At 67.9% G+C, this 19,426-nt stretch carries 11 protein-coding genes and 1 pseudogene; 1 reads left to right on the top strand and 11 read right to left on the bottom strand.

Annotated elements, in window-relative coordinates:
• Positions 1-22: 22 nt before the first annotated feature.
• The 9 genes and pseudogenes from ACY34H_RS08905 to ACY34H_RS08865 all read right to left on the bottom strand — a co-directional run bounded on the left by ACY34H_RS08905 (position 23) and on the right by ACY34H_RS08865 (position 15,818).
• The gene (locus ACY34H_RS08905; protein WP_464977134.1) at positions 23-4,048 is read right to left on the bottom strand and encodes a GH36-type glycosyl hydrolase domain-containing protein; all 4,026 of its coding nucleotides are present in this window, start codon (positions 4,046-4,048) and stop codon (positions 23-25) included.
• Between the two features lie 7 nt (positions 4,049-4,055).
• Positions 4,056-4,235 carry a hypothetical protein gene (locus ACY34H_RS08900; protein WP_464977133.1) on the bottom strand — a complete coding sequence of 60 codons (180 nt, stop codon included), beginning with the start codon at positions 4,233-4,235 and terminating at the stop codon, positions 4,056-4,058.
• A gap of 44 nt (positions 4,236-4,279) precedes the next feature.
• Entirely contained in the window at positions 4,280-7,459 is a 3,180-nt protein-coding gene (locus ACY34H_RS08895) for a discoidin domain-containing protein (protein ID WP_464977132.1), read from the bottom strand.
• A 35-nt stretch (positions 7,460-7,494) separates the two neighbouring features.
• Positions 7,495-8,304, bottom strand: coding sequence for a carbohydrate ABC transporter permease (locus tag ACY34H_RS08890; RefSeq protein ID WP_464977131.1), 810 nt, complete (start codon positions 8,302-8,304; stop codon positions 7,495-7,497).
• A complete protein-coding gene (locus ACY34H_RS08885) occupies positions 8,301-9,176 on the bottom strand; it encodes a carbohydrate ABC transporter permease (RefSeq protein ID WP_464977130.1) in 876 nt (291 codons plus the stop codon). Before ACY34H_RS08885 ends, ACY34H_RS08890 begins: the two co-directional genes overlap by 4 nt.
• Positions 9,173-10,336, bottom strand: a pseudogene (locus tag ACY34H_RS08880) (extracellular solute-binding protein). Before ACY34H_RS08880 ends, ACY34H_RS08885 begins: the two are co-directional and overlap by 4 nt.
• A gap of 161 nt (positions 10,337-10,497) precedes the next feature.
• Positions 10,498-11,907, bottom strand: a complete 1,410-nt coding sequence (locus ACY34H_RS08875) for a glucoamylase family protein (RefSeq protein ID WP_464977129.1) — start codon at positions 11,905-11,907, stop codon at positions 10,498-10,500.
• Positions 11,908-11,916: 9 nt separating this feature from the next.
• Positions 11,917-14,775 (bottom strand): TonB-dependent receptor, encoded by a 2,859-nt coding sequence (locus ACY34H_RS08870; protein WP_464977128.1) that lies wholly within the window; start codon positions 14,773-14,775, stop codon positions 11,917-11,919.
• Between the two features lie 2 nt (positions 14,776-14,777).
• The gene (locus ACY34H_RS08865; RefSeq protein ID WP_464977127.1) at positions 14,778-15,818 is read right to left on the bottom strand and encodes a LacI family DNA-binding transcriptional regulator; all 1,041 of its coding nucleotides are present in this window, start codon (positions 15,816-15,818) and stop codon (positions 14,778-14,780) included.
• A 276-nt stretch (positions 15,819-16,094) separates the two neighbouring features.
• Between ACY34H_RS08865 and ACY34H_RS08860 the strand changes: the two genes are divergently transcribed.
• Positions 16,095-17,852, top strand: a complete 1,758-nt coding sequence (locus ACY34H_RS08860; RefSeq protein WP_464977282.1) for an FAD-dependent oxidoreductase — start codon at positions 16,095-16,097, stop codon at positions 17,850-17,852.
• Between the two features lies 1 nt (position 17,853).
• On the opposite strand, the gene ACY34H_RS08855 is transcribed toward ACY34H_RS08860, so the two are convergent.
• Entirely contained in the window at positions 17,854-18,831 is a 978-nt protein-coding gene (locus ACY34H_RS08855) for a questin oxidase family protein (protein WP_464977126.1), read from the bottom strand.
• Between the two features lie 152 nt (positions 18,832-18,983).
• A complete protein-coding gene (locus ACY34H_RS08850; protein WP_464977125.1) occupies positions 18,984-19,289 on the bottom strand; it encodes a ComEA family DNA-binding protein in 306 nt (101 codons plus the stop codon).
• Positions 19,290-19,426: the final 137 nt, after the last annotated feature.

Below are 19,426 nucleotides of genomic sequence, written 5' to 3'. Positions count from 1 at the left end.
CTTCACACGCCACTTCCGCGTTTCAGGCGCTTCCCAGCACGATCTCGACATCGTGCGATGCGCCGTCGCGCATCAGCGGGATCCGCGCCACCCCATCGGCGATGTTCAATTCCACGCCGTCCAGCGTGACGCCGATCACCTTGGCCGCGCTGCCGTTCGGATTGCGCACGGCGACGCGGCAGGCGCCGCCACCGGGCAGATTGTAGTGCACGTGGAACTCCGGCCAGTCGTCCGGGATGCGTGGCGCCACCACCAGCGTATCGCCGTTCTCGAACGTGCAGCCGAGGACCGATTCCAGGCCCACGCGGAACAGCCAGCCGGCCGACCCCGTGTACCACGTCCAGCCGCCGCGCCCCACGTGCGGCGCGGCGCCGTAGATGTCCGCCGCCACCACGTACGGCTCCACCTTGTAGATGTCGGCCGCCGCCGTGTCGAGCGCATGGCTGACCGGCGACAGCATGCGCAGCAACTGCGTGGCGCGGTCGCGCCGGCCCGCTTCGGCCAGCGCCCGTACCGCCCAGCAGGCGGCATGCGTGTACTGGCCGCCGTTTTCGCGCACGCCGGCGACATAGCCCTTGATGTAGCCGGGATCGTGCGGCGTGTCGACGAACGGCGGCGTGAGCAGCCGGATCAGTTTGTCGTCCTCGTCGACCAGTTGCGCTTCCATCGCGTCGAGCGCCTGCCGCGCACGCTCGGGCGGCGCCGCTTCGGAAATCACCGCCCAGGCCTGCGCCAGCGCGTCGATCCGGCATTCGTCGCTGTCCTTCGATCCCAGCACGGCGCCATTGTCGTAATAGGCGCGGCGGTACCACTCGCCATCCCAGCCGCCGTCGTTGAGCGCCCGGGCCAGGTGCTCCAGGTACTCGGTGTACATCTTCACGCGCGAGGTGTCGCGCCGCCCTTCGCAGAACGGGATGAAGTCGCGCAGGATCCGCATCAGGAAAAAACCCATCCACACGCTTTCGCCGCGCCCTTCGCGGCCGACGCGGTTCATGCCGTCGTTCCAGTCGCCGGTGCCCATCAGGGGCAGGCCGTGCGCGCCTTTCGTCAGCGAACGGTCCAGCGCCCGGCAGCAGTGCTCGTACACATCGGCACTGGTGCCGGCCTGCGCCGGCGTCAGGTACTCCTCGTCTTCCCCTTCCTCCAGCTGGCGCGCGGTGAGGAAAGGCGCCATCTCGTCGAGCACGGCCAGGTCGCCGGTGGTCTTCACATAGAACGCGGCGATATACGGCAACCAGCACAGGTCATCGGAGAAGCGGGTGCGCAAGCCCTGCTCCATCGGCGCCGGGTGCCACCAGTGCAGCACGTCGCCTTCCTCGAACTGGTGCGCCGCATGCAGCAGGATCTGGCTGCGTGCCAGGTCCGGCCGCGCGTAGACCAGCGCCGAGGAATCCTGCAACTGGTCGCGGAAGCCGAACGCGCCGCCGGACTGGTAGAACGCCGAGCGGCCCCAGATCCGGCACGACAGGTTCTGGTAGGTGAGCCAGCCGTTCATCACCAAATCCAGTTCCTTCACCGGCGTCTCGATGCGCACCGCGCCCAGCGTGTCCCGCCAGAAGGCAGTCACCTGCTCCAGCGCGGCCTGCGCGGCGCCTTCCGCGCGGTAGCGGCGGACCAGCTCCAATGCCGTTTCCCGGGCTGTCGTTTCACCCAGCAGGAAGACGCAGCTGACGGCCTGGCCGGGCGCCAGGTCGTACATGGCCTGGAACGCGGCGCACGGATCGAGCCCGCCGCCGGTGGCGTGATCCAGCGCCGGCACGGCCAGGCCGGCGGGACGGTCGGCGGCGCCATGCCGCCCCAGGAACGCGGCACGGTCGGCGGTGAAATGGGTCACCTGCGCGCCCGGCGCCACCACCGCCGCGAACGTGACGCCGTCGGCAAACACGCCGGCCTGCGCGTTCGTGGCGAGGATCGCCTGGACAGTGGCATCGACGGTGGCATCGGCATCGGCATTGTTCCGTGCTTCGGTGACGACGTAGCGGCCGCTGTCGGCCGGCGTGCCGCCCAGCACCAGCTGCTGGTAAGAATACAGCGATACACGGCGCGGCCTGGCGCCATCATTGGTAACCGTCAGCCGCACGATCTTCACCGGGTCGTGACGCGGCACGAAGACCGTCGTTTCCTGCCGTAAGCCATGGCTGGCGTGGTCGAAGCGGCTGTAGCCGAAACCGTGCGCCGCTTCGTATGCCGCGGCGGCCGGCACCGGGCCGGGCAGCGGCGACCAGAACTCGCCGGTATCTTCGTCGCGCACGTACAGCGCTTCGCCGTGCGGGTCGGCGACCGGATCGTTGTGCCAGGGCGTCAGGCGATGCACCCGGCTGTTGCGGCTCCACGTGTAGCCGGCTCCGCCGTCGCTGACCAGGCAGCCGAAGGTCTCGTTCGAGATCGCGTTGGTCCAGGCCAGCGGCGGGCGGTGCAGCTGGTGCGCATGGCGGTCCCAGTCCATGCGGATCACGTATTCGTCGCCGCGCGCGTTGAAGCCGCCATAGCCGTTGAAGAACTGCAGATCCTCGCGCCGGCCCGGCGGCACGGCATGCGCAACCGGTGCAGGCGAGTGGCGCGGCGGCGGCGCGGCGGCATGGCCGTCGGGCCGCGACAAGGCCGGCAGCTTGCCGCGTACCACGAGATTGGCGGTGCGCTCGAACTGTGCGAGGTGGCCGGCCGCGAAATCGGCCGTCTGGCGCACCAGCAAACCCTGCTCGACGGCGGTGCCGTTGCCGTGCTGGTCCAGTACCAGCATATTCAGGTTCAATCCCTTGGCCTGCCAGAAGCGCCGCGCCGACAGCAGCGCCTGCAGCATCAGGTCGTCCGGCCCGGCGGTATGCACGACGGCCAGCTGGCCGGCCGGCAGTCCATACTGCCCCGGATCGGCGGGCGCCTGCGTGCCTGCCGCAGGTTCGGCTGAAGGTTCGGCTGAAGGTTCGGCTGAAGATTCGGCTGAAGGTTCGGCTGAAGGTTCCGCTGAAGGTTCGGCTGAGGCTGCCGCCGCGCCGGCGCGCACCGCCGACTGGCCATACAGCACGGCGGCGGCCAGCTGATGGTAATAATCGGCTTGCGCGGCCGGCAGGCCGACCTGGCCGAGCAGCACGGTTTCGCGCAGCTGGGCATCGCCCAGGATGGCGGGCATGTTCATGTCCGGCAGCGCGGCGGCCAGCGCCAGCGCCTCGGCACGGGTGGGCGCGGTACCCAGCATGAATACCAACCTGGCCTGCTCGCCGACGCCCAGTGCCAGTGTGCGGCGCAGGGCCATCGCCGGATCGAGCACGTTGCCGGCGGTACCGGCCAGCGTTTCCCGGTCGATGCCCTGCGGATGCCAGGCGCTTCGGCCACGGCCCAGGAAGCTGGCCCGGTCGGTGTCGAACTGCGGCTCGCTGCCGCCCAGCGCGGCATTGACCATCCACAGCCCCGGTTCGTTGGCACCGCGCGGGCGGCGGTGCGCCAGCAAGGCGCCGGTGGCGGGATCGTGCTCGGTCTGCACGAACAGCTTGGAAAACGCCGGGTGCGCCGCCTCGTCGGCCTGCCGGGCCAGCACCACCTCCAGGTAGCCGGTCAGCTCGATCAGCCGCGAGCGGCCGGACAGGTTGGTGACGACGATGCTGCGCAGTTCCACGTCCTTGTCGGGGTGGATCGCCACCTCCATGTGGGCGAGGATGCCGTGGGCAGACACTTCCAGCCACATGCTGGCAAGGCCGGCGCCGGCGGCGCGCTGCAGGTCCGGATCATGTCCGGCCGCGCACGGCTGCGCGCCGATCGAGAACAGGTCGTGCGTTTCGGCGTCGCGCAGGTAGAAGAACCAGCCTTCGGCATCGGCCACGCGGTCACCGTTCCAGCGTGTCAGCGCAATGTCGCCGGCGCGCGTGAAACCGCTGCCGGATTCGGTGATCAGCGTGGTCAGCCGGCCATTCGACAGCAGCCGGGAATTGGGCTGGAAATGCGCAGGCGGCAAATGCGCAGGCTGCAGATGCGTCGGCTGCGCGTGCGTGGGCGACGGGTGCGCCGCGTTCGGGTGGGTTCCGGTCTGCGCGGCAGTCTGGGTAGCGTTTGCCATGGTGTTCTCACTCCTTGTCGTTCAGGCCGGCGCCATGGGTGGCAGCCATGTTCGCATACCGCTGCGACCTTACCATGTCGCCACGCGCATCGACGCCCCGCTCGGCCGGCGACCCATGCCCGACGCCGCGGACGGCGGCGACGGCACCGTGCGAGCGGCTGGCGGTGGAACGGGAGGGTTTGCTCATCGTTGTGCTCATCGCTGTGCTCATCGTCATGTTCAGGGTCTCGCTCATTGCGTCAAAGCCTCGTCTGGAAGTTGAATGGTAAGGGTGGCCGGCAGCTTGCGGATCGTCACGGCGCCATCCGTGAGCGGCACGCGCCTGCCGTCCAGCCGCGCCGTGGCGGGCCGGCCGGCAAACGGCCAGCGCAGCACGATGCCGCCGGGCGGAATCGCCATGCCCGCGTCGACGTCCAGCGCCAGCTCGCTGCCGGTGCGGCGCAGCCGGTAGCCGAGCGGGCCGTACGGGGTGCGCAGGCCGCGGATCGCGATGCCGTCGCCATTGAGCCAGGCGGGCGGGATGCCTTCGGCCAGCAGCAGCGCGTGTTCCGGTTCGCGTTCATAGGCAAACGCATCGAGCGCGGCACGCATGAAATCGGACGAGATCCAGCCATGCGGCATGTCGCCCAGGAAGCGCGGCTTGCGCGGCTCGCGGCCGACGACTTCGGCCCACTGGTTCCAGGCGCGCGGGCGCTGGTCGGCATAGAAATAGTCCAGCAGTTCATGCGCCCTGTCGCGCCAGCCCAGCCGCACGAAGGCGCTGACGTTGCGCAGTTCATAGGGTGTGTAGTCTTCCCAGGGCTTGCTGCCGGCACGCCGCGCGGTGAAGAATTCCCAGTACCTGCGATACGTGTTCTCGAGCAGGACGCGCGGCATGCGCTGCTGTTCGCCGCCGGGTGTCAGGCCGATCGTCGTCGAGGTCGGATCGAAGTCGCCCAGTTCGGCCGCGCCGGGGAGGTAATCGATGCCGTGCTGCCGCGTGGCGGCATCCAGCGAGGCGTACAGGTCGCGGCGGAATTCATCGCGATGCCGCGCCAGCCGGCGCGCGTCGGCCCGCCGGCCCAGCGCTTCGGCGATCGCCACGGCATCCTTGTAGCCGCGCAGCGCCCAGAAATCGTCCCAGTACGAATGCATCGGCTTCTCGGCATAGCCTTCGTGGCTGATCGAGGCCGGCATCAGCCCGTACAGCGGCGTGCCCCGTTGCGCGGCGGTACGCTCCGACTGGCGCAGCGTTTCCATGTAGCGCGCCGCGGCATCTACCCGCGGCCATACGGCGCGCAGCGCCGCCTTGTCGCGCGTGTAGCGGTACAGCTCCGCAGCCAGGAAGATCAGCTCGCCGTGGCTATCGTTCTCCGGCACCGGGTCGGCGCCGCGATGGTCGACGCAGCACGGCACCTTGCCGTTGTCGAACTGGTACGGCGCATACCAGCGCAGGTAGTCGGCGGCGATCTGCGGCAGTCCCATGCGCAGCAGCGCCTCGGACATCATGGCGCCGTCGCGGATCCACGAGCGCAGGTAGGAACGCGTGCCGGGCTGGATCGCGGCGCCGTCGCGCGTCATCAGGATATGCGCCAGCGACGAGCGCAGCGTGTTCGCCATGTGCTGCCCGGCCGGCGGCACCTGCAGCTCCACCTGGTTCAGGCGTGCGCGCCACGCGCCGGCCACCTCGGCCATCGAGCGCTCCAGCCAGGCCATATCCATGTCCGAGCTTGTGCCCCGCTGCCTGGCACCCGGACACGGGCTCGACAGCGGTGCGAGCACGCCGATCACCGCGCTGCCGCGCGCCGGCAGTTGCACTTTCCAGCGCAGCGCGCCCGAGGCCATGCCGGTATCGTCGCGCACGGCCTGCACGGCGGCGCCGTCGCGCTGAGCTTCATCGCGCTGAGCTTCATATGGCAGCAGGCCGGCATCGAACGACGACAGCTCCACCGCATCGGGCGTGCGCAGCGGGATGAAGCAGTGGGCGCCGGCCGCCAGCGTGCCGCCGTCCCACGCGATGGCGCGGATTGGCGCGAAGCCGCCGGGCGTGTTCAGGAACTGGCGCGGCGCGTTGACTTGGAACGGCCGCGCGGCCAGTACCAGCTCCAGTGCCTGCGGTACGTCCTTCAGGTTGCGCAACTCGTAGCGGGCCAGCAGTTGCGACGCCTCGGGCGTGCCGGCCGCCGCCGCGGTAGTGGTCAGGGTCCAGCCGGCCGTGCGCCAGTGCACCGACGGGATCGGCAGGTAGCCGTCCTGCAGCGATTGCGTTACCTCGGCGTCGGCCCAGCCGTGCAAGCTGCCCCCGGCCAGCACGAACGGCTCCAGCGACGGGCTGCCGCGTGCCGGTTCGATGGCGCCGTCCTCGGACAGCAAGGCGCTGTGGCGCGCGCCGCCGTCGACGCCCACCAGCGTCCAGTACGGCTGCTGGCCGGAGAAACCGCGCGGATACCGGCCCTTCGGCATGCCAGCCGCCAGCGCTTCGATGAAGTCGTTCGGCGTGGCGCCGAATGCCAGGTCCTTCAGTTCCGCTTCCGCAAGCGCATAACTTTCCGCCGGGCCTTCCTGCAGCAGCAGGCGGACGTAGCGCGCTTCCGATTCCGTCAGCAGCAACGCATCGCTGCCGCCATTGCCGCCCCGCACGCTCCTGACGGCCTGCCACGCATGCCCGTCCACCGACAGCGCGACATCGTAGCGGCTGGCATGCCGCCCCGGCAGCCAGTGCAGCACCAGGCCGCCGAACTCGCGCACCGCACCCAGGTCCAGCGTCAGTTGCTGGCGCCCCGCACTGCCGATCCAGGCCGTGTCGCGCTTGCCATCCACCGCCAGCGCAGCGGGCGCCGTGGAAGCACTCGCATCGGCCCGCAAGGCTGGCCAGCTCGCGGGTGGCGGCGGCAGGGCCCGCAGCGCAAGCTCGTCGATATGGATGGCGCCCTTGCCGCCGCTGCCGGCGCTGACGACGAATTCGATCCTGTCGGCGCGCCGCAGCGTGCGGTCCTTCGTTGGCCCCCAGGCAAACGCCACCTGCCGCTTCTTGAAGCGCACCTGCTTCCAATCGCCGGGAAAGACATAATCGGGCAGCCGGTACCACCACACGTTGTCGCCGGAAGCATCGGTCAGCTTGAACTCGAAGTGGTTAGCCGGCGCATCGGCCTTGACCATGAACGAGATCTCGTAGTTGTCGGGCAGGTCCAGCGGCAGCGCGCGGCGCGCGAAGGCATAACCGCCCTTGCCGGCAAAGTCGAAGTCGAGCCGCAGCGCCTGGCCCTTGAAGCCCGGCACCGCGGACGCATGCGCGCTCACACCGTCGGAGGCCTGCGCCTGCCATGGCGCCAGCGTCTCGAAGCCGTCGAGAAGCTGCTGCGCGCCGGCCTGCGCCGGCAACAGCACGGTCACCAGCGCGGTTGCCAGCGCGCTGGCCAACGCGCTTGACAACGCACTTGCCAACTTCTTTGCCGCAAACGACGTCTTCATCCTTTCACGCTCCCTACCAGCAGACCCTGGATGTAGTAGCGCTGCAGGCCCAGGAACAGCAGCAGCACCGGCACGATGGTCAGCACGGAACCGGCCATCATCAGTTCATTGTCCTGCACATGCTCGCGCGACAGCGAGGCGAGTGCCACCGGCAGCGTGTACAGATCCTTGTCGGTCAACACGATCAGCGGCCACATGAAGTCGTTCCAGGTGCCGAGGAACGTGAAGATCGCCAGCGTCACCAGGATCGGCTTCAGCAGCGGCAGCACGATCGAGCGGAAGATGCGCCACTCGCCCGCGCCATCCATGCGCGCCGCTTCCAGCAGCGCATCGGGAATCGTCAGCGCATACTGGCGCACGAGGAAGATGCCGAATACGGAAGCCAGCGCCGGCACGAGCACGGCGCCGTACGTGTTGACGAGACCCAGCTGTTTCAACAGCAGGAAGAGCGGCAGCATCGCCACCTGGGCGGGAATGACCAGGGCGCCGAGCAGCGTGCGGAAGATGCGCTCGCGCCCCGTGAAGCGCAGCTTGGCGAACGCATAGCCGGCGCTGACGTTGAACATCAGCGACAGCAGCGTCGCGCCGCTGGACAGCAGCAGGCTGTTGAACAGGTAGCGCCCGATGCCGGCATGGGCGAACAGTTCCCGGTAATTCGCCAGCGTGGCCTCGGCCGGCAGCAGCGGTGGCGGGAAGGCGCTGGCTTCGCCGGGCCGCATCAGCGACACCGACACCATCCACACCAGCGGGAACACGGCCAGCAGCCCGGCCAGCGCCATCGCGCCGTTGAGCAGGAGTCTCTTCATGCGTCGATCCCCCTGGCCACGCGCAACTGCAACAGCGTGATCGTAAACATGATCGCGAACAGCACGAAGGCCACCGCCGACGCCACGCCCAGGTTCCACCACTTGAAGCCCTGCTCGTACATGAAGTACAGCACGCTGACGGTGCTTTGCACGGGGCCGCCCTGCGTCATCACATAGGGCTCGGCAAACAGCTGGAAGTAGCCGGACATCGACAGGATGCTGACCATCAGCAGCGTGGGGCCCAGCATGGGCCACGTCACCCAGCGGAATTTCGCCCACGCGCCGGCGCCATCCAGTTCGGCCGCCTCGTACAGGTCGTGCGGAATGCTCTGCAGGCCGGCCAGCAGGATGATCATGTTGTAGCCGAAATTCTTCCAGACGGCGAACAGGATGATGGCCGGCATCGCCCAGTCGGGGTCGCCCAGCCAGTCGACCGGCCCGATGTTGAACCACGACAGCGCGTAGTTCAGCATGCCGTAGCGGGTGTGCAGCACGTAGCGCCAGATGACGGCAACCGCCACCAGCGAAGTCACCACCGGCGCGAAATACACGGTGCGGAACAGGCCTTTCAGCACCGTGACGCGCGAGTTCAGCAATAGCGCCGCGCCCAGCGAGGCGGCGATCGACAGCGGCACGCCGACGATCACAAAGTAGAACGTATTGCCCAGTGCGCGCCAGAACAGCGGCGTTTGCAGCAGTTCGATGTAGTTGCGCAGGCCGACGAAGCGCAGGTTGCCGATATCGGCCAGCGCGTAGATGTCGAAGTCGGTCAGGCTCATGGCCAGCGCGGCGGCGACCGGCAGAAAGAAAAACACGCCGATCGCCAGCAGCGCCGGCGCGACGAAGCACCATGCCGCTTTGCCGGCCTTCATCGCCGCGCCTCCCGGTCCAGCATCCAGCGCCGTTTCTCCAGGATGCGGTCGGTCCTGGCGTCCAGCGCGGCGGCAGCGGCATCCACGCCGATGTCGCCATGCGCCACCCGCTCGCCCATCACGCGCAGCTCGGCCAGGATGCTTTCCCATTCCGGTACGCGCGGCTCCGGGCGCACGTTTTCCAGCTGCGCCCGGAACGCCTGCGCGGGCTGATCGCCGGCAAGGCGCGGGTCGCTCCAGTTGGCGCGGCGCGGCGGCAGGTTGCCGGTCAGCGCATTGAAGGTCGCGGCGGTATCCACCTGCGACAGGTATTCGACCAGCTGCCATGCCGCCTCCTTGTGGCGCGAGCTGCTGGCCACCGCCAGGCTGGACCCGCCGGCCAGCGATGCGGCGTGGCCGTGCGGCCCCGGCATCAGCGCGGTCGCCCAGGTATGCTGCCGCTCCGGCGCCACGCGCCGGCGGAATTCGCCGATGTTCCACGGCCCGGAAATATAGAACGACACGTATTCGGTGCTGAACTCGTGGTAGATGTTCGATACCCGCTCCATCGGCGCCAATCTCTCGCGAAACATGTCCGCATACAGTTGCAGCGCGCGGCGGAACGAGGCACTGCGGAAATTGCCGTAGCGGCCGCCGTCGCGCAGCAGTTCTTCCGGCTGCTGCAGGGCCAGCAGCAGCAGCGGCGCGAATTCCTCGTGCGGCAGCAGGATCGCGTACTTGTCCGGCCCGACGATCTTCTTCACGGCGCGCATCGCCGCCATCCAGCCCTCCCACGTGGCGGGCATCCGTGCGTAGCCGGCGCGCTCCAGCAGCTCACGGTTGTAGAACATCACGCGTGTATCGACGTATCAGGGCACGCCGTACAGCCGGCCATCGATCACGTTGGTCTTCCAGATGCCCGCGAAGTAGTCCCGAGGGTCGAGCGTGGGCGACGCGGCCACCCGCGCATCGAGCGGCTCGATGGCCTTCAGCGCCGCCAGTTCGGCCACCCAGGTATTCCCGAGCTGGAACAGGTCCGGCATGGCCTCGCCGGCAAACGCCGTCAGCAGCTTCTCATGCGCGGCGGTCCACGGCAGCTGCTGCACCGCGACTTTCACGCCCGGATGCAGGCGCTCGAATTCCGGGATCAGCGCGGTCACCACTTCGCCCTCGCGCCCCATGGCCCAGAATTTCAGTACGGTCGCGCCATCGCCGGCCGTGCGCGTGCATGCCGGCAGCCCGGCGGCCATGCCGGCGGCAAGCAGGCCGCGCAACGCGCTGCGGCGGCCATCGTTCACCGGTCCATTCACTGGTCCTTTCACTGGTCCTTTCACTGGTCCTATCACTTGCTCAGCCACCCTCCGGTGAAGCCGGCTCGGATCAGGCCCGTGCGAATGGCGGGGTTGGTGCGCATCACGCGCCAGACGAAATCGTTGCGGTAATTTTCCGTCATCGCCAGGATCGGGCCCTGGTCGATGCCCAGATAGTCGCCGGCCACCCAGCCCTTGCCCGGCACCACCTTGCCATGCTGGAGCCTGGTCTTGAATTCGAAGCTGGGATTGAACGCATCGAGGAAGCCGTAGCGGCCGTAGATGACATCGCCGTAGCGCTCCTTCATCGCCACCACGGCGGGAATGGTGATCTCCGGCGCGAACGGCAGCGCGCCCGCCACGGCGGTCGGTGCCAGCGTGCAGTCGTCGTAATGCTGCAGGCCGCCCATACCGCGCGCCGCGTAGCTGCGGAACGGGATCTGCTGCCCCTGCCATGGGAAGGTGTTGTCGACCGGACCGTCGCTGGCCGTCAGGCCCCACACGTCGGCGCCATAGCCCTTGCACTTCAGCGGATTGGCGATCGCATAGTCGCGCTGCGCATACGTGGCGCGGCGGCTGTTTTCAAAGTAGTCGAAGCCCTTGTATTGTTCGTTCACCTTGCGCATGTATTCGTCGCGGATGCCGCGGAAGTCGATCCACACGTGGCTGTACTGGTGCACGAACAGCGATGGGAACATCAGATGCGGCCGATCGTAAGGCGCGGCCCAGCTGCGTTCATAGGTGCTGGTCCACGCCTTCCACGCTTCCGGCCCCAGCGCATGCTCGGGATTCGGCGAGCCCAGCGCCAGCACGTACAGCAGCATCGCTTCGTTATAGCCCTTCCAGTCGTACGGGATAAAGCCCTGTTCCGGGCGCCAGCCGAGCGACACGGCGGGAGCATTGGCCGCGGCCCATTTCCAGTCGACCCGGGCGTAGATCTCGGCGGCCAGGCGCCGGATCTCCACTTCCTCCGCCTCTTCGCGGTCGAAGTACGATTGCGCGAACAGCGCGCCGGCCAGGAACAGCGCCGTGTCGATCGTCGACAGTTCCACGTTGCCGTAGCGCTGGCCCGTCTTCATGTCGAGGAAGTGGTAGAAGAAGCCCTTGTGGCCGGCCATGCCCGTCCTCGCGTCACCCTGCGGCGCGTTGCGGAAGAAGCGCAGCGTGGCCAGCGTGCGTTCGCGCGCCTGGGCCCGCGTGACATAGCCCCGCTCCACGCCGATCGGATACGCCGTCAGCCCGAAGCCGACCGCCGCCACGCTGGAAAACGATGGCGTGGGATGGCGGTCCGGCACCAGGCCGTTGGCCGGATTGGTGGTCTCCCAGAAGAAGCGGAAGGTGCGCTCCTGCAGGTCGTCGAACATCGGCGGCAAGGCGTTGCCCGCCATGGCGGGCGCGGCCATGACGCTGGCCAGCGCCAGCGCTGCGAAAGTGCGGCGCATGCTCGCTCCTCAGAACGCGTAGCGCGCCGACAGCTTGAGCGTGCGCATCGGTCCGCCCATCGCATTGGCCAGCGTCACGTTCGGATTGTCGCCGCCGTAGCGATTGGCCGTGCCGCCCTGGCCTACCCAGCCGTCGTAGCCGCCATAGTTGATGCTATTGAACAGGTTGATCACATCGGCCCGCAAGGTCAGCGCACCGAAGCGGAAGGCGATGTCCTTGGCGAGGCCGATGTCGACCTGCTTGAAGTTGTCGTGCGCGCCCTGGATCGATACGCAGTTGTTGGGGCCCAGGTGGCAGTCGGTCATCCGGTACGGCAGGCCCGAGCCGAGGGTGGCCTTGCCCGACAACAGCAGGCCCCATGGCAGCAGGTCGCCGGATGTGCCGGCCACGACGAAGCGGTGCTTTTCCACGTCCGCCGACGGATTCCACTGGCCCGGGTAGCGGCCGTAGGTCCAGTTGAAGATGTCGTTCTTCCACTCCTTGTTCGTGGTCTGCGCGTCGCTGTATGTGTAGGTGGCCGACAGGCTCCAGCGCGAGGCGCGCGAATACGGCTTGTCCAGCTTGAAATACAGGGTCTCGGTGCGCGCCTGGCTGATGAAGTCGCCCAGGATCAGCGTGCCGTACGGGTCGACCGAACCCCACAGCGGATCGATCGGGCTCTGGTTCCCCCAGCCGCCCTGCGGGTCGCGGTTGCCACCGAACCAGTTGAACTGGTTGCGGCTGCGCGAGTTCGTGTAGCCCGCCTCGCCGTTCCAGATGCCCAGTGCCTGGCGTATGCCGAAGCTGAACTGGTCGGTGTACGGCGCCTTGTGGTCGTTGCGGATCATCCAGATCTCGCCGTTGCGCTGGGCGTTCTTCTGCAGTTCGTCGAGCGCGTAGTTCGCCACGGCGCGGTCGTAGGCACGGCCCCAGCCGCCGAAGAGCACGGAACTGCGGTCGCCCTTCAGGTCGTACGAAAAGCCCACGCGCGGCTGCCACGCATCCTTGAACGCCTTGCGGCTGCTGCCGTTGCTGATGTAGTCGGCGATGTTCACGCCACCCTTGGCCAGCGATTGCGCATAGGTCTGGCCGGCCGGCGCGCCGGTGCGGGGATCCTGCTGGCCGAAGATCGCCACGCGGTCCGCCGGGGTCGCGTAGCCGTCGTTCAGCATATTGTTCTCGTAGTCGTAGCGCAGGCCCAGGTTCAGCTCCAGCTGCGGCGTGGCCTGCCAGTCGTCCTGCAGGTAGATGCCGTATTGGGTGTTCTTGAAGTTTACGCCGATCGGCGGGATCGCCAGGTCGGTCTTCGTCACGCGCGGCACGCCCGTCGTGTTGTCGATCAGCTGCTCGAACATGTCCACGGCGCGCGCCGTGCCGGACAGGTCGTATTCCATCCACTTGACCTTGAAGCCGCCCTTGATCGTATGCCTGTCGAGGCCCGTGTAGGTCAGGTCGTCCTGTAGCAGCATGCCTTTCTGCTCGCGGAACTGGGCGTTCGGCGAACCGCCGGCGATCGCCACGTTGACCACGTTGTTCGGCGTGTTGGTCGGCGAGATCAGGTATTTGATGTACGGCTCGGTGGCCGACGAATGGGGATTCCACGTGTATTTCTCGTAGCCGATGCGGGCTTCGTTGACGAAATTGTCGGTGGTCCAGGTGTGCTTCACGTCAAAGCGGTCTTCGTTGTTGTCGCGCGCGACTTCGTTGCCGGGCAGGCTGAGCAGCTTGTCTTCCGGTACCAGGTCGGTTTCGCGCCGCACGCGCACGGTGGCTTCCAGCTCGTGCTCGTCCGAGATCCGCGCATTGAATTTGCCGAGGAACAGGTCTTCGTCGAACTTCGACGTGGTGGCGCCCTGCAGCGCCAGCAGCGACGGCACCACGCCGGCGTTCGGCAGCAGGTTCTGGTTCTGCAGCAGGATCTGGCGCGGGTCGTCGATCTTCTTGCCTTCATACGCGAGGAAGAAGTGCGCGACATCCTTCCTGATCGGGCCGCCCAGCGTCATGCCGAACTGGTCCTGCTTCGAGTCGGGCCGGCCGATGCCCTGCCGTTCCGCCTTCTTCTGGAACGGATCCATCGCCGTTACCTTGGTGCCGGTGTGGTCCCAGAACACGTCGCCATGCAGCTCGTTGGTGCCGGACTTGGTGACGGCGGTGATCGCGGCGCTCGACACCTGGTCGAACTCGGCCTTGTAGTTCTGCGAGATCACCTTGTACTCGGCGATGGCCGATTGCGGGAACGGGTTGCCGCGGCTCGAGTCGAGGCCCGACACGCCGCCGCGCAGGATGTTGTTCTTCTGGCTGACGCCGTCGATGAACACGTTGACGTTGTCCTGGTTCTGCGCGCCGCTGCGCAGCGTGACGTTGCCGGACTGGTCGACGTCGAAGCGCACGCCGGGCGCCAGGTCGGCGAACGACAGGAAGTTGCGGGTCACCTGCGGCAGCCGCTCGATCTGCTCGCGCGAGACCGACGTGCCCACTTCGGACGTGACGACGTCGCGCCGCGCCGCCGAACCGGTGATGACGATGCGCTGCGGCTGGGCGCCCGTGGCCGCCGCCGTGTTCAGGTCCAGCGTGCTGGTCTGGCCGACAGCCAGCGTGACCGTTTCGGTGGCCTGGCCGCCCACCTGGATCTGGTACGAGCCCGGTGGCAATCCGGTCAGCACATAGCTGCCGTCGCCCCGCGTGGCGGTGCGGTAGGTGTAGCCGTTGGCCTGGTTGGTCGCCGTGACGGCCGTGCCGGCAGGGCTTGCCGTGCCGGCAGCGGTGACCTGGCCGCGCAGGGTGGCGGAGGACAGTTGCGCCGTGGCGGGCGCGGTCGCCAGCAGGGCCGATGCCAGCGCGGCGGCCATTGCCGACAGGCGCAGCGGGTGGAGGGAAGTGCTCTTCATTGTCAGTCTCCTTTTATTGGAATCCTGTGCGTTGCATTCGATGGGGGATGGCCGCTGGAGGCGCGCACCACGAGTTGGGCGTCCAGCGTTTCGGCGGCGCTGCCGATGCCGTTGCCCGTGCCGCCGGCAATCAGGCCGGCCAGCCGGTCGAGCGCCTGCGCGCCCATGCCGGCGATGGGTACGCGCACGGTGGTCAGCGCCGGGGTGACGTAGCGGGCCACGGGAATGTCGTCGAAGCCGGCCAGCGCGATATCGCGCGGCACCTGCACGCCGGCGGCCTGCAGCGCAAGCTGGGCACCGATCGCCATCATGTCGTTGGCGGCGAACAGGGCTTGCGGCCGCCGCTTGCCGGCGGCCAGCGCAGCGCCTACCCGGGTGCCGGCCTCCTCGCTGAAGTCGCCTTCATGCACGTCCTCGCGCGCGCCCGGCAACAGCGCGGCAAGCGCCGCGCGGTAGCCGCGCAGCCGTTCCTGCGCCTCGAAATTGCCGGCCGGCCCAGTGATGAAGCCGATGCTGCGGTGGCCGCTGGCGACCAGGTGTTCGACCATCGCATACGCCGCACTGTAGTTGTCGATCGAGACGGAAGCATAGGCGCCGCCGGTGCCGCTGTTCAGCAGCACGATCGGCAAGTGTTCGGGCAGGTTATCGGACAGGAAGGCGGCATCGGCGTGCGGCGACATCACCAGCAGGCCGTCGACGCGGCCGCGCATCGTGCGGATCGCGGTGGCCGCTTCGTCGGCGCCGCCATGCAGGCTGGCCACCAGCAGGTGCAGGCCGCGGCTGCGCGCGGCGCCGTCGATGCCGCGGATCATCTCGGAAAAGTACTCGCCGTACAGGTCCGGCAACAGCAGGCCGACCGTGTTGGTAAGACTGGTGGACAGGCTGCGCGCGCCCACGTGCGGCACATAGCGCAGCTGCTTCATCACCGCCAGGATGTGGGCGCGGGTTTCGTCGGTCACCGTGGCGTGGCCGTTGAGCACGCGCGACACGGATGCCACCGACACGTTTGCCGCCTGCGCCACGTCCTTGATCGTCACCGCCATTGCCGCCTGATCTCCTTTCTTGCCTGATGTAACCGGTTACATCGCCTGCCAAAAAAAGCGGCCGTGCAGGCATTGCAGGGCCGGGTTCGCTTGCAAGAATGTAACCGTTTACATTTCGGCATGCAAAGAGTTTATTTGTTGTGCGCGAGTGTTGTCGGGGGGACGCGACATCTGCCGAACGGGATACCGGGCGCCCTGGTGGCCCTTTAGCGGCCGATGATCGGCTACACTGGCCGCCAGCCACCCTACCGCAACCAGGAACCCGCCATGGCGAACATGCAGCTGACCCCGAACCAATTCGTGCCCGAGGCCCACCGCGACGAGGCGGTACCGCCGGTATCGCAAAATCTCGAATCGCGGCGCTACCAGATGTTCCCCACGCTGTCCGAAGCGGAAATGAAAAAGCTGCAGCGCTTTGGCACCGTGCGCACCTACCACAACGGCGTGCGCATCCTGGAAGCGGGCCACACCACGTTCGGCCTGATCGTCACGCTGGCCGGCCATATCGCCATCAGCCGCTACGATGGCCTGGGCAATTCCTGGCCGATCACGGAACACGGCCGCGGCGAGTTCACCGGCGAGGTATCGCAGCTGGCCGGGCGCCCTACCCTCGTCAATGCCTACGCCGTGGGCGACGTGGAAGCGCTGGTAATCCCGCCGGAAAGCCTGCGGGCGCTGGTGATCGCCGAGGCCGAACTGGGCGAACGCATCGTGCGCGCGCTGATCCTGCGCCGCGTGGGCCTGCTGGAAGCGAATTCGGGCGGCCCGGTGCTGGTGGCGCCGGCCGGCCACGGGCGGCTGCACCAGCTGCGCAGCTTCCTGGCCAGCAATGCGTATCCGCACACGGTGCTCGACCCGAAGGAAGACGAGCAGGCGCGCAGCCTGTGCGAGTACTACCAGCCGGGCCCGGACGACTGGCCGCTGGTGGTGTGCCCGGACGGCAGCGTGAAGAAAAACCCGAGCAATGCCGACATGGGCCGCTGCCTCGGCCTGCTGCCCGACCTGGACGAGGACAAGGTGTGGGACGTGATCGTCGTCGGTGCCGGCCCGGCCGGGCTGGCAACGGCCGTGTATGCCGGTTCGGAAGGCCTGTCAGTACTGGCGCTGGAGCAGCGCGCGTATGGCGGCCAGGCGGCGGCCAGTGCCCGCATCGAGAATTACCTGGGCTTCCCGACCGGGATCTCGGGCAGCGCGCTGGCCGGCCGCGCGTTCGTGCAGGCGCAGAAATTCGGCGTAGAGCTGGCCATCCCGGCGCCTTCGACGCGGCTGATCTGCGATACCTATCCGCTCGAGGTGCAGCTTGCCGAGGGCAAGCGGATGAAGGGCCGCACGGTGGTGCTGTCGTGCGGGGCGCGCTACCGCCGCCCGGCGCTGGACAATATCGCCCAGTTCGAAGGCCGCGGCATCTACTACTGGGCATCGCGCATCGAGGCCAACCTGTGCCAGAGCGAGGAAGTGATCCTCGTTGGCGGCGGCAATTCGGCGGGCCAGGCGGCAGTGTTCCTGTCCGGCCACGCGAAGCGGGTGCACATGGTGATCCGCGGCGACGGCCTGAAGGCAACGATGTCGACTTACCTGATCGAGCGGATCCATGCCACGGCCAATATCGAACTGCACCCGCACACCGAGATCGTCCGGCTGGAAGGCGACGACGAGGGCCTGAAAGGCGTCCGGCTGCGCAACAACCGCACCGGCGAAGAGCACGATTCGGACATGTGCCGCGTCTTCCTGTTCATCGGCGCCGACCCGAACACCGACTGGCTGGGCGATTGCGGCGTGGACGTCGACGCGCAAGGCTTCATCCGCACCGGCCACGACGTGACGAAAGCGCAGTGCCGCGCCAACTTCGACCAGGGCGTCTACCCGAAGGACCAGCCGCAGCGGGCGCCGCTGGAAACCAGCGTGCCCGGGGTGTTCGCGATCGGCGACGTACGCGCCGGGTCCACCAAGCGCGTGGCGGCGGGTGTCGGCGAAGGCGCGCAGGTGGTGTCGCAGATCCACGCTTTCCTGGCCAACCTGCCGCTGGCCGTCTAGCTCACCAGGGCTCCACGGCGCGGGCGGCGATCTCCACGTAGCGGGCGTCGCCGTACTCGGCGTGTTCGGCGCGCGCCGTGTGGCACACCTTGATCACGTGGTCGTCCGCCGACTGCATGGCGCTCGCTTCGATTTCATCCCAGCCGGCCCCGGTCGGCACCGCGCGGCGGCCCCGGCGCTCCGCCGCCAGCCATGCCACCAGTACCGCCTGCCACAGCTGGCGCAGCGCGCCTTCCCGGTCGTCCACATACGGGGCGACGGCGCGGAAGGCATGGCAGGCCGTGACCGTATGCAGCAGCATGAAATCGGCGCTGGCGTGGAACGCGCCCAGCGCGAACGCGGCCACGTCACGCAATGCCAGCGCTGCCGGCTGCGCGCCAGCCAGTGCCGGGTTCCGCTCGACGGCGGCCATGCGCGCGCCGATGGTCGGCCCCGCCCCACTGCCGTCGCCGGTTGCCGCGACGATGCGTGCCGCGATGGCATCGACGGATTCGGCACTGCGGCCGGCTGGCACCGGCACCGGCTTGTACGCCAGCACCCAGAACGCCAGCGCGGCACCCACCTCGCCGCGATCGCGTGCTTCCAGCGCGTAGGCCAGCCGGATCATGGCATGGAAGCCGGCCGCGGCCAGGCCTGGCATCAGCACCGGCAGCCAGCGGCGCAGCACGGCATCTTCGCCATCGGCGGCGACCGCATCGTTGAAATAGCGTTCCAGTCCGGCGTAGTTGGCGCGCCGTCCCAGCCAGGCCAACGGATCGGCGACGGGTTCGGCACCGCCGGCAGGCTGCAGCCGCTTGCGGTGTTCGGCGGCGAACCGTTCGAGCACCGCGGGCGGCGCCTGCATCCGGTCCAGCGCGATCAGCGCCATCGGCAGGTGATTGGAGAAGCCGGGGCCGTACAGCGGGCCATGGCTTCGGGCGTCGGCCAGCAGGGCCGAGCAGGTGGCAGAGATGGACGAAACAGCGTCGGCAGCGGGCATCGTGGTCTCCTTGAAGATGCACTTACTATACGCCCATGGCGACCATAAATAAACTTATTTGTTTATTTATTGGCAGATGTCCTCAATCGTACGCGCAAGAAAAAGCCCGGGCACCGGGCCCGGGCTGCTGCGATGCCGTGAAGCTCACGACATTATTTCTTCGCCTCGGCCACCTTGACCGCTGCGCCATCGCGCGATTTGCCGTTGATCTGCAATCCGGCCTCGGAAAGCTTCATCGCATTCTTCTCCCCGACGCCCTTCACCCGCTGTTCGAAGTCGGCCCAGTCCTTGAACTCCCCTTTTGCCCGCTCGTCCAGAATAGCTTTCGACTTGGCCGGACCGATGCCCTTCACCGAATCGAGCGCGGCCTGGTCGGCCTTGTTGACGTCGACCTGGGCAAACGCGATGCCCATCGTGGCGACGACAGTGGCAATGGCGAGCAGTAGTTTCTTCAGCATGGTGTGTCCTCCCTGAGAGTTGCGGCGACGCGGCTGCGTCCCGACACAGGTTAGCGGGCTGAAGTAATAAGCAAAGGGCGATACCGCACGCCGTTGCGGCCGGTCAGCGGGCTCGGCGATGCCGGGAACTTCGCGCC

This window comes from Pseudoduganella sp. jia 9, assembly GCF_055502615.1.
This window is presented reverse-complemented; position numbering and strand designations above follow the sequence as displayed.

Coding starts and splice junctions, on each gene's coding strand:
- ACY34H_RS08905 (WP_464977134.1), bottom strand. CDS start 4,048: ATGGCAAACGCTACCCAGACTGCCGCGCAGACCGGAACCCACCCGAAC.
- ACY34H_RS08900 (WP_464977133.1), bottom strand. CDS start 4,235: ATGAGCAAACCCTCCCGTTCCACCGCCAGCCGCTCGCACGGTGCCGTC.
- ACY34H_RS08890 (WP_464977131.1), bottom strand. CDS start 8,304: ATGAAGAGACTCCTGCTCAACGGCGCGATGGCGCTGGCCGGGCTGCTG.
- ACY34H_RS08885 (WP_464977130.1), bottom strand. CDS start 9,176: ATGAAGGCCGGCAAAGCGGCATGGTGCTTCGTCGCGCCGGCGCTGCTG.
- ACY34H_RS08875 (WP_464977129.1), bottom strand. CDS start 11,907: ATGCGCCGCACTTTCGCAGCGCTGGCGCTGGCCAGCGTCATGGCCGCG.
- ACY34H_RS08870 (WP_464977128.1), bottom strand. CDS start 14,775: ATGAAGAGCACTTCCCTCCACCCGCTGCGCCTGTCGGCAATGGCCGCC.
- ACY34H_RS08865 (WP_464977127.1), bottom strand. CDS start 15,818: ATGGCGGTGACGATCAAGGACGTGGCGCAGGCGGCAAACGTGTCGGTG.
- ACY34H_RS08860 (WP_464977282.1), top strand. CDS start 16,095: ATGCAGCTGACCCCGAACCAATTCGTGCCCGAGGCCCACCGCGACGAG.
- ACY34H_RS08855 (WP_464977126.1), bottom strand. CDS start 18,831: ATGCCCGCTGCCGACGCTGTTTCGTCCATCTCTGCCACCTGCTCGGCC.
- ACY34H_RS08850 (WP_464977125.1), bottom strand. CDS start 19,289: ATGCTGAAGAAACTACTGCTCGCCATTGCCACTGTCGTCGCCACGATG.